Origin of the sequence: Mesorhizobium sp. M4A.F.Ca.ET.022.05.2.1 (assembly GCF_003998845.1) — a bacterium.
Classification (GTDB): domain Bacteria; phylum Pseudomonadota; class Alphaproteobacteria; order Rhizobiales; family Rhizobiaceae; genus Mesorhizobium.
In genome coordinates this window covers 1-9,116 of the sequence record NZ_RZOJ01000248.1, presented here as the reverse complement: position 1 = coordinate 9,116, position 9,116 = coordinate 1, and the positions used below count along the sequence as shown (strand labels likewise).

The 9,116-nt window shown below is 62.8% G+C and carries 9 protein-coding genes; 1 reads left to right on the top strand and 8 read right to left on the bottom strand.

What is annotated here, in order from left to right; all coding sequences use genetic code 11:
• Positions 1-1,464 (top strand): DEAD/DEAH box helicase (locus tag EN745_RS23180; RefSeq protein ID WP_145992101.1); only part of this gene is annotated, 1,464 nt, incomplete at its 5' end.
• Positions 1,465-1,531: 67 nt separating this feature from the next.
• Here the strand turns inward: EN745_RS23180 and EN745_RS23175 are convergent.
• The 8 genes from EN745_RS23175 to EN745_RS23140 form a co-directional block, all read right to left on the bottom strand.
• Positions 1,532-2,128, bottom strand: coding sequence for a hypothetical protein (locus tag EN745_RS23175; protein ID WP_126054386.1), 597 nt, complete (start codon positions 2,126-2,128; stop codon positions 1,532-1,534).
• Between the two features lie 249 nt (positions 2,129-2,377).
• Positions 2,378-3,028: an OmpA family protein gene (locus EN745_RS23170; RefSeq protein WP_126054385.1), complete on the bottom strand. Its 651-nt coding sequence runs from the start codon at positions 3,026-3,028 to the stop codon at positions 2,378-2,380.
• 155 nt (positions 3,029-3,183) lie between these two features.
• On the bottom strand, positions 3,184-3,552 hold the full coding sequence (locus tag EN745_RS23165) for a GFA family protein (protein ID WP_127422355.1): 369 nt from the start codon (positions 3,550-3,552) through the stop codon (positions 3,184-3,186).
• A gap of 149 nt (positions 3,553-3,701) precedes the next feature.
• Positions 3,702-4,073: a hypothetical protein gene (locus tag EN745_RS23160; protein WP_127422354.1), complete on the bottom strand. Its 372-nt coding sequence runs from the start codon at positions 4,071-4,073 to the stop codon at positions 3,702-3,704.
• A 295-nt stretch (positions 4,074-4,368) separates the two neighbouring features.
• Positions 4,369-4,797 (bottom strand): GFA family protein, encoded by a 429-nt coding sequence (locus EN745_RS23155; RefSeq protein WP_245487808.1) that lies wholly within the window; start codon positions 4,795-4,797, stop codon positions 4,369-4,371.
• Positions 4,798-4,859: 62 nt separating this feature from the next.
• A protein-coding gene (gene prfB / locus EN745_RS23150; protein ID WP_126054381.1) for a peptide chain release factor 2 occupies positions 4,860-5,991 on the bottom strand; the annotation gives its coding sequence in 2 pieces (ribosomal slippage) (positions 4,860-5,924 and positions 5,926-5,991; 1,131 coding nt in all).
• Between the two features lie 128 nt (positions 5,992-6,119).
• A complete protein-coding gene (locus EN745_RS23145; protein ID WP_127400123.1) occupies positions 6,120-8,576 on the bottom strand; it encodes a penicillin-binding protein 1A in 2,457 nt (818 codons plus the stop codon).
• 211 nt (positions 8,577-8,787) lie between these two features.
• Positions 8,788-9,116 (bottom strand): N-acetylmuramoyl-L-alanine amidase (locus tag EN745_RS23140; RefSeq protein ID WP_189363132.1); only part of this gene is annotated, 329 nt, incomplete at its 5' end.

Below are 9,116 nucleotides of genomic sequence, written 5' to 3'. Positions count from 1 at the left end.
GGCTACACCAAGCCGACGCCGATCCAGGCCGGCGCCATCCCGCACGCCTTGCTGGGCAAGGATGTGCTGGGCATTGCCCAGACCGGCACCGGCAAGACGGCATCGTTCGTGCTGCCGATGCTGACCCGTCTCGAAAAAGGCCGCGCCCGCGCCCGCATGCCGCGCACGCTTATCCTTGAGCCCACGCGCGAGCTTGCCGCGCAGGTCGAGGAGAACTTCGTCAAATACGGTAAGAACCACAAGCTCAACATCGCGCTCCTGATCGGCGGCGTCTCCTTCGACGAACAGGACAAGAAGCTGGAGCGCGGCGCCGACGTGCTCATCGCGACGCCCGGCCGCCTGCTAGACCATCGAGAGCGCGGCAAGCTGCTGCTCAACGGCGTCGAGATCCTCGTCATCGACGAAGCCGACCGTATGCTCGACATGGGCTTCATCCCCGACATCGAGCGCATCTGCGAGATGATCCCGTTCACACGCCAGACGCTGTTCTTCTCGGCGACGATGCCGCCAGAGATCACCAAGCTGACGGAAAAATTCCTGCATGCGCCGGTGCGCGTCGAGGTCTCGAAGGCCGCCTCCACCGCGACCAGCATCACTCAGCGGCTGGTGAAGTCCGGTTCGAAACCCTGGGACAAGCGCGAGACGTTGCGCAACCTGATCAAGGCCGAAGATGCCGAACTGAAGAACGCCATCATCTTCTGCAACCGCAAGGTCGAGGTCTCCGAGCTGTTCCGCTCGCTGCTGAAGTATGATTTCGATGCCGGCGCGCTGCATGGCGACATGGACCAGCGCGCACGCATGCAGATGCTGGCCAATTTCCGGGACGGCAAATTGCGCTACCTCGTCGCCTCGGACGTCGCGGCGCGCGGCCTGGACATCCCCGATGTCAGCCACGTCTTCAACTATGACGTGCCGATCCACGCCGAAGATTATGTCCACCGAATCGGCCGCACCGGCCGCGCTGGCCGCTCGGGCAAATCCTTCACCATCGCCACCAAGTCGGACAGCAAATATATAGACGCCATCGAGCGCCTGATCGGCACCAGGATCGAATGGCACGACGGCGACCTGTCGACGGTGGTCGCCAGTGAAGGCGAGGACGAGGCGCCCCGCCGCGGCCGCGGCGCACCGCGCCGCGCCGGCCGCGAGGACGAGGACCGCAAGGACAGGGGCGAGCGCAAATCACGCGAGCGCCAGGCCCGGCACAGCAAAGACACGGTCCCGGCTGCAGCATCCGAGGAGCAGCCGGTCGCAGTCGAAGCCACGGTGGCCGATATCGGCGAGCGGCGCGCGCGCAAGGAAGCAATCCGTTCCGGAAACAGCGAACGCAAGGGTGATCGCAACGAGCAGCGCAGCGAGTCGAAACGCGACCGCCCTGCCCGCCACCGCCAGGAAGAAGACGACGCCACCGTCGGTTTCGGCGACGACATGCCCGCCTTCATGCGGATCGTCGCCAAGGTCTGATTTTCTGTTTCCGTTTCAAGAAGGCAAGCCGACCAAGCGGCTCGCCTTTTTCATGTCTTGCGGCTCGTTACATCGGCCCGGGCATCATCTTGGTCGGCTTCTCCAGCATCGGGAACTCGGCCTTGCTGCATTTCACGGTCGGGTTGGTCGGGCTGAACACGCCGTTCGGATTGTCCTTGAACCAGGCGTGAAGATCGTAGTGGACGAACTCCTTCGGAATCAGGGGGTAGTGTCCCTCCATCGGTCCCATGAATTTCTGGCCGAATAGCGTGGGTGCTTCCTTGACGTCCGGCGTCAGCGGCACCAGCCATTCCACCCCGACCAGTTTCAGGCCTTTCTTGGTCGGCTCGTAGATCAGCACATTGGGGTGCATCGGATCGAGCTTTTTCCCGACGCTGGGAACGTTGACGAAATGGATGCCCATGGCGCCTTTCGGATAGTCCATCGTGCCGGGTATCTTTTCGCCGGTGAAGTAGACGCACCCGACAGTAGACAGATAGAGGTCGCGGATGGCGGCGGTGTAGTCCTCATATTTGGCGAGCGACTTTTTCAAGGCCTCGATGTCGGCCTTGCTGGCATCCTCGGCCTGAGCCGTGGCCACGCCAAGCCAGGCGCCAATGAGACCCGTCAAAGCGAGGACACCGAAGCGAGCTGTTTTCGTCATGCATTCCTCCCAGAATTCTGATCTGGCCGTGCAAGACCGAGGCGTCGAACTTCTTGATTGCGCGGCCGATTGTACCGCCCCGTCCCCTCAGGAACGCTCCGATGCTATTCCTTTCCATGATCCCGGAAAAGCAGTCCGTTAGAACTAGCTAATTCTTCAGGATGACTGGGTGAACTGAAGACTGCCAATGTCGGCTCAAAACAAAAACGGCCCCCGTGGGGGCCGTTTTCACGTTCGATGCCAGGCGGCTCAGGTGAGCGGCGACAGCTGGATCTCGACACGGCGGTTCTGGGCGCGGCCCTGGGCCGTCGCATTGGACGCGACCGGACGGGTCTCGCCGAAGCCGGTGACGGCGAAGCGGCGCGAATCGACGCCTTGCCCCGACAGATAGTTGGCGACCGCCAGCGCGCGGCGCTGCGACAGATCGAAATTGTGTTCGTCGCCGCCCGTCGAATCGGTGTGGCCGAAAACATCGACCGTGGTCTGGCGGAACTTGTTCAGCACCAGCGCCACCGAATTCAACACCGGATAGAAGCCGGGCTTCACCGCGTCCTGGTCCACGTTGAAGGTGATGTCGGACGGCATGTTGAGGATGATCTGGTCGCCGGTGCGGGTGACGCTGACGCCGGTGCCCTGGAGCTGGCGGCGCAACTCGGCCTCGTTCTGGTCCATGGTGGCGCCAATTGCGCCGCCGGCGAGCGCGCCGATGCCGGCGCCGATCAGCGCGTTGCGGCGGTCGTTGCCGCCGGCCAAAAGGCCAAGCCCGGCACCCGCGATCGCGCCAAGGCCGGCGCCGGCCGCCGTGTTGGAAACCTTCTGCTCACCGGTGTAGGGATCGGTGGTGGTGCAAGCGCTCACCAATACAGCCGTCGCCACGACGACGAGCACAGTCTTCTTCATGAGAATGTCCCTCTCCAAACCGCGGCCATTGCAGCCGCGCCATATCAGCCCTTCCGGCGGTCTTGTAGCATGAAATACGGCGAAAAGCGGAACGGCAAAATGCCAATCAAAGCTTTTCCGTCGCCGCAATGCGCTGACGTTCCGGCCAGTGCCCTCTACCAAAGATTCTTGCCGTCGATGACGACGACCTCGACCTTGTCGAGGTCAAAATCGTCGAACAGGCGCGAATTCACGCTGACCTTCGGGTTGTCGAAGTCCGGCTCACCGCTCGACCAGTCGGGCGTTTCGGTGAAGGTGCCGCAGCCGCAGGTGGCGCAAAAGCCGTGCTTTATGGTCTTTGACCCCCAGCGGTAGAACGAGACGTTTTCGGGCGGGCTGGTGAGCTTGAATTGCTCGGGCAAATAGTAGGCCCAGAGCGAGCCGCGTTTCGAGCAGAAGGAGCATGTGCATTGCGTCACCGTTTGCGGCGCTTCCGAAACCTCGAACGTTGTCTCTTTGCAGTGGCAGCTTCCCTTGATGGTCATGAACGATTTCCTCTCCATATTCCGCCGCCTCCACGGCAAGGCAACATAAAGAAGCGTTCCTGACAACCGCCTGACGGCAGGCTTGCCTGCCCGCTCTCAAAACGGGAAAGCCCGATGCCCCTTGACCCGCAGGTCGGATGCCCGTCGCCTCAATAGGAGCGCGGCGGCACGAACAGGCAGATCGTCTTGCCGGCATCGAGCCCCGCCTGATGCGCGCACCAGTGGAATTCACCGTCGGGGCTGTCCTTGACGCGCTTGTCGGTCATCGGCACCACCTCGCCCGTGCCGGCGATCACATAGCCCTCCGGCTTCTCCAGGACTTCGCCCGAGTGGGTCGTGCGGCAATCGTAGTTGGCGCAGCACGCGAACGGATAGCTCCAGCCCTGCGGCAATGCCGCGGTAGGCTTGGCGTCATGCGCGAGCGCAGGCGCCGTCAACACTACGACCGCCGCGGCCAGGAAAAACAGGAAGCGGCCAACCGGTTCAACGGCTTTGGCCTGTCGAATTGTGGCAGCAAACATGAGAACGTTCCTTTCAAACGAGCTCCAAGCCTTCGCTTGCCCGTTCCCGGAACGTGTCTTCCCACTGGCCGGATCGTCAGGTCGCAGATATGCCGCGTCCGGCCATAAATGCTTCTATCCCCTCAGCCCGAATGCTGGGCTGATTCCTTGGCCGGCGCAAGAAGCGGCCGCATCGGCAATGCCGCCCCAAGCCACCCTCTGCAGCCAGAATCGTGCGCCGGCTTGGTTAACGAGCCGTTAGCGAAGCGGATCTGCTGCCGGACAACGGGATTCGGATGAAGCTGGTTCCAGCCGTTCAACCGGGAATATGCTCATCATACTGCGGCAGGTCGTCGGTGACTGTGAACCATTTCGCCTTGGAACCGACGAAGATATGCGCCGTCGGGCGGATGCTCGGCGTATCCACCAGCGTCCCCATAGTGACGTGGACGTAGGCGCCCTCCCGCACCACCGAATAAAGCAGCGAGCCGCACTGCCCGCAGTGCTTGTCGTGAGCGCCGCTCGGATCGCCGAAGACCAGCAGCCTGTCGTCGCCGGCGGTCAGGCGCAGCTTGTCCCGCTCGATGCCGGCGAAGGGCTTGAAAGCCGACCCGGTGGCGCGCTGGCAGTTCGAGCAGTGGCAGTTCAAGGCATAGACGAATTCGTCCGCCACCTCGTAGTGGACGGCGCCGCAAAAGCACCTTCCGGAAAGTCTGTGAGTATTTGCCTTGCCCAGCTTGGTCACAAGCGCCTCCTTCATCTGGTGCCCAAGGTGTCAGGCCGGCCTCACCTGAATATGGACATATCCTAGTCGAGGTCCGCCACCGCTTCGCCCGCCCCGCCTTCGATGCGGTGCGACAGCGAGGCTTCCATAAACTCGTCGAGATCGCCGTCGAGAACGCTCGACGGGCTGGTGCTTTCGACGCCGGTGCGCAAATCCTTCACCAACTGATAGGGCTGCAGCACGTAGGAACGGATCTGGTGGCCCCAGCCGATGTCGCTTTTCGACGCCTCGGTGGCGTTGGCCACCGCCTCGCGCTTCTTCAGCTCTTCTTCGTAGAGGCGCGAGCGCAGCATCTCCCAGGCCTTGGCCCGATTCTTGTGCTGCGAACGCTCGGCCTGGCAGGCGACCGCTATGCCGGTCGCCAGATGGGTGATGCGGACCGCCGAATCGGTGGTGTTGACGTGCTGGCCGCCCGATCCCGACGAACGGTAGGTGTCGATGCGGACATCCGATTCGGAAACGGCGATCTCGATCGTATCGTCGATGACCGGATAGACCCAGACGCTGGCGAAGGAGGTGTGGCGCCGCGCATTGCTGTCGTAGGGCGAGATGCGCACCAGCCGGTGGACGCCGGATTCGGTCTTCAGCCAGCCATAGGCATTGTGGCCCTTGATCAGCACCGTGGCCGACTTGATGCCCGCCTCTTCGCCGTCATGCACTTCCAGCACTTCGACCTTGAAACGGCGGCGCTCCGCCCAGCGCGTGTACATGCGCAAAAGCATCGAGGCCCAGTCCTGGCTCTCGGTGCCACCGGCACCGGCATGGATTTCGAGATAGGTGTCATTGGCGTCGGCCTCTCCCGACAGCAACGTCTCGACCTGGCGGGCCTTGGCTTCGCCCTGCATCGAGCGCAACGCCGCTTCGGCCTCGGCCACGACGCCTTCGTCGCCCTCTTCCTCGCCAAGCTCGATCAGGCCGATATTGTCTTCCAGCGCCTGCGTCAGGCCCTTGACGGCGGCGATACCGTCCTCCAATTCCTGGCGCTCCCGCATCAGCTTCTGCGCTTCCAGCGGCTCGTTCCAGAGGCTGGAATCCTCGGCGCGGACGTTCAGGTACTCAAGCCGCTTGATGGCCTGGTCCCAGTCAAAGATGCCTCCTCAGCAGGGTTATCGCCTGCCTGATCTCGTCGACGATGTTCTGCGTTTCCGCGCGCATGGCTGCCAGTTCTGTCCTGTTGTCTGGTTCTTGTCTGGGATAGGCGCGATACATAGGCACGGCACCGCCGCCTGTAAAGCAATAATGGCCGGCTGTGATCAGCCGGCCATTCCGTAGCCTCGCAGACGTCAGTAAAGTCCGCCGCCGCCATCCTGGATGGCCTGCGTGGCTTGCGGCGACAGCGCGCCGCCGGCGCCGTTCGAACCGTCGGCTCCCATGCCGATCACCCAATAGCTGTCGGCCGGGCCGGTGCCTGGCTTGAAAGCTTCGATGATCGTGCCCGCCTCGCCTTCGGCTGCCTTCATGCCGGTCTTGCGGTTGATGGCGATGAGCTTCATGCCTTCCGGAACCTGGAAGTCGACATTGGGCGTGCCGTCCAGCGCCACGCGCATGAAGTCCTTGAAGATGGGCGCCGCGAGGCCGCCACCGGTCGCGCCCTTGCCGAGACCCTTTGGCGTGTCGAAGCCCATATAGAGGCCGACAACCAGGTTCGGCGTATAGCCGATGAACCAGGCATCCTTCTCGTCATTCGTCGTGCCGGTCTTGCCGGCGATGTGACGCCCGAGTTCGGCGATGGTGGCGCCGGTGCCGCGCTGTACGACGCCTTCCATCATCGAGGTGATCTGGTAGGCGGTCATCGGATCGAGCACCTGCTCGGAATTGTCCACCAGCTCCGGCTCAGTCTGGTTCTTCCACTCAGCGGCGTTGCAGCCTTCGCAGCCGCGCTCGTCCTGCTTGAACACGGTCTTGCCATAGCGATCCTGGATGCGGTCTATCAGCGAGGGTTTGATCGACTTGCCGCCATTGGCCATGATCGAATAGGCCGACACCATGCGCATCACCGTCGTCTCGCCGGAGCCGAGTGCCATCGGCAGGTAGGGTGCAAGATGGTCATAGACGCCAAAGCGCTCGGCATATTCGACAACCAGCTTCATGCCCATGTCGTTGGCGAGCCGCACCGTCATCAGGTTGCGCGACTTTTCGATGCCGGAACGCAATGTCGCCGGACCGGCAGCGGTGCCGTCATAATTCTTCGGCGTCCATGTCGTGTTGCCGCTCTGGATGGTGATCGGGCCGTCCATGATCACCGAGGCCGGCGTGTAGCCATTGTCGAGCGCGGCCGAATAGACGATCGGCTTGAATGAGGAGCCCGGCTGACGCATCGCCTGGGTCGCCCGATTGAACTCCGATTGCGCATAGGAGAAGCCGCCCACCATGGCGAGTACGCGACCGGTGTGCGGATCCATGGCGACCAGGCCGCCTTCCACTTCCGGGACCTGACGCAGGCTGTAGGCGCTGTCCGAACCTTCGTTCTTCTGCACGAAGACGACATCGCCGGGCTGCAGCACGTCCGCCGGCGATTTTGCCTTGACGCTCTTGCCGTCAACGATGTGACGCATGGCAAATCCCATGTCGTCCTTGCTGACGGTGCCTTCGACGCGCTCCTTGACGATGTCGCCCGAGACCTGACGCGCCGGTTGCAGGCCGATGGAGAGGCCGGTGTCGGAACTGTCAAGCACCACGGCAAGCGCCCACTCGGGCACGTCCTCCAGACCCTTGACGTTGCCGAGCGGCACGCCCCAGTCGCCGGAAACGTCGATGTGGGTCACTGGTCCGCGATAGCCGCGCAGTGTGTCGTACTTCAGCAACCCGTTCTGCATCGCCTTGCGGGCAATGAGCTGTATCTTCGGGTCAAGCGTCGTGCGCACCGAAAGACCGCCCTCGTAGAGCGCATTCTCGCCGTAGCGGGCGATGATCTGGCGGCGCACTTCCTCGGTGAAATACTCGCCTGCGAACAGGTATGAGCCGTTGCGGCGTGGCGTCACGCCAAGCGGCTCGGCCTTGGCCTTGTCGCCTTCCTCGCGCGTCACATAGCCGTTCTCGACCATCTGGTCGATCACCCAGTTGCGGCGCTCCAGCGCGCGGTCGGCATGCTTGAAGGGGTGATAGTTGTTGGGGCCTTTCGGCAGCGAGGCGAGATAGGCCGCCTCTGCCACCGTGAGCTCGTTGACCGACTTGTCGAAATAGGTCAGCGCCGCGCCGGCCACGCCATAGGCGCCGAAGCCGAAGAAAATCTCGTTGAGATAGAGCTCGAGGATGCGGTCCTTCGAGTAGGCCTGCTCGATGCGAAAGGCCAGGATCATCTCCTTGATCTTGCGCTCGTAGGTCTGGTCCGAGGTGAGCAGGAAGTTCTTCGCCACCTGCTGGGTGATCGTCGAGGCACCGACCTGGCGTCTGCCCGACCCAAAATTCTGCAGGTTGACGATGATGGCGCGGCCGAGGCCGGTCACGTCAATGCCGGGATGGTTGTAGAAATTCTTGTCCTCGGCCGAGAGGAAGGCGGCCTTCACACGATCCGGGACCGCCTGGATCGGCAGATAGAGACGGCGCTCGCGCGCATATTCAGCCATCAGCGAGCCATCCGACGCATGGATGCGCGTCGTCACCGGCGGCTCGTATTTGGCCAGCACCTCGTAGTCGGGCAGATCCTTCGCCAGATGGCTGATGTAGATCGCCACGCCGGCGGCCACGATAAGGGCCAGCGTCGTTCCGATGCCGAAGAAATAGCCGATGAGACGAATCATGCCCGCTCCAGTCCGTGGTTCGGGAATTTCCTAAACGAAGCCGCCTTTGGCGCAAGCTTCCGGGACGGTCCCAATCCGCAATGGAAAACCCATGTCGCCACCATGTGGACAAAATACGGCAGCACCGGGTTTTCGGCTTCCCTCTCGGGAAATTATAGCGCCGGGTGTTGTCGCCGTGCAACGCCGCCTCTGGTTGCAGGCGGCAGCCACCTCAGCCTCCGGTCCCCGTTCCGGCCTTGGCTGATGCGAACAGCGCGACGGCGTTGGTTATGCTCTGCGCGGCCTTGCCGCGCCAGTCGGCGCTGAGCAGTTGCGCTTCGTCCTTGGCGTTGGAGAGATAGCCCAGCTCGACCAGCACTGAAGGCACGTCAGGCGCCTTCAGCACCTTGAACCCGGCAGAGCGCTGCGGATTGTTGATCAGGCCGACGCTGGTCGAAAGCTGCCCGACCAGCGTATGGGCAAAGCTCATCGAGAAGCTGTGGGTCTCGCGGCGGATCAGGTCGATCAGGATGTCGGTCACTTCCTTGTTGTCGTCCTTGA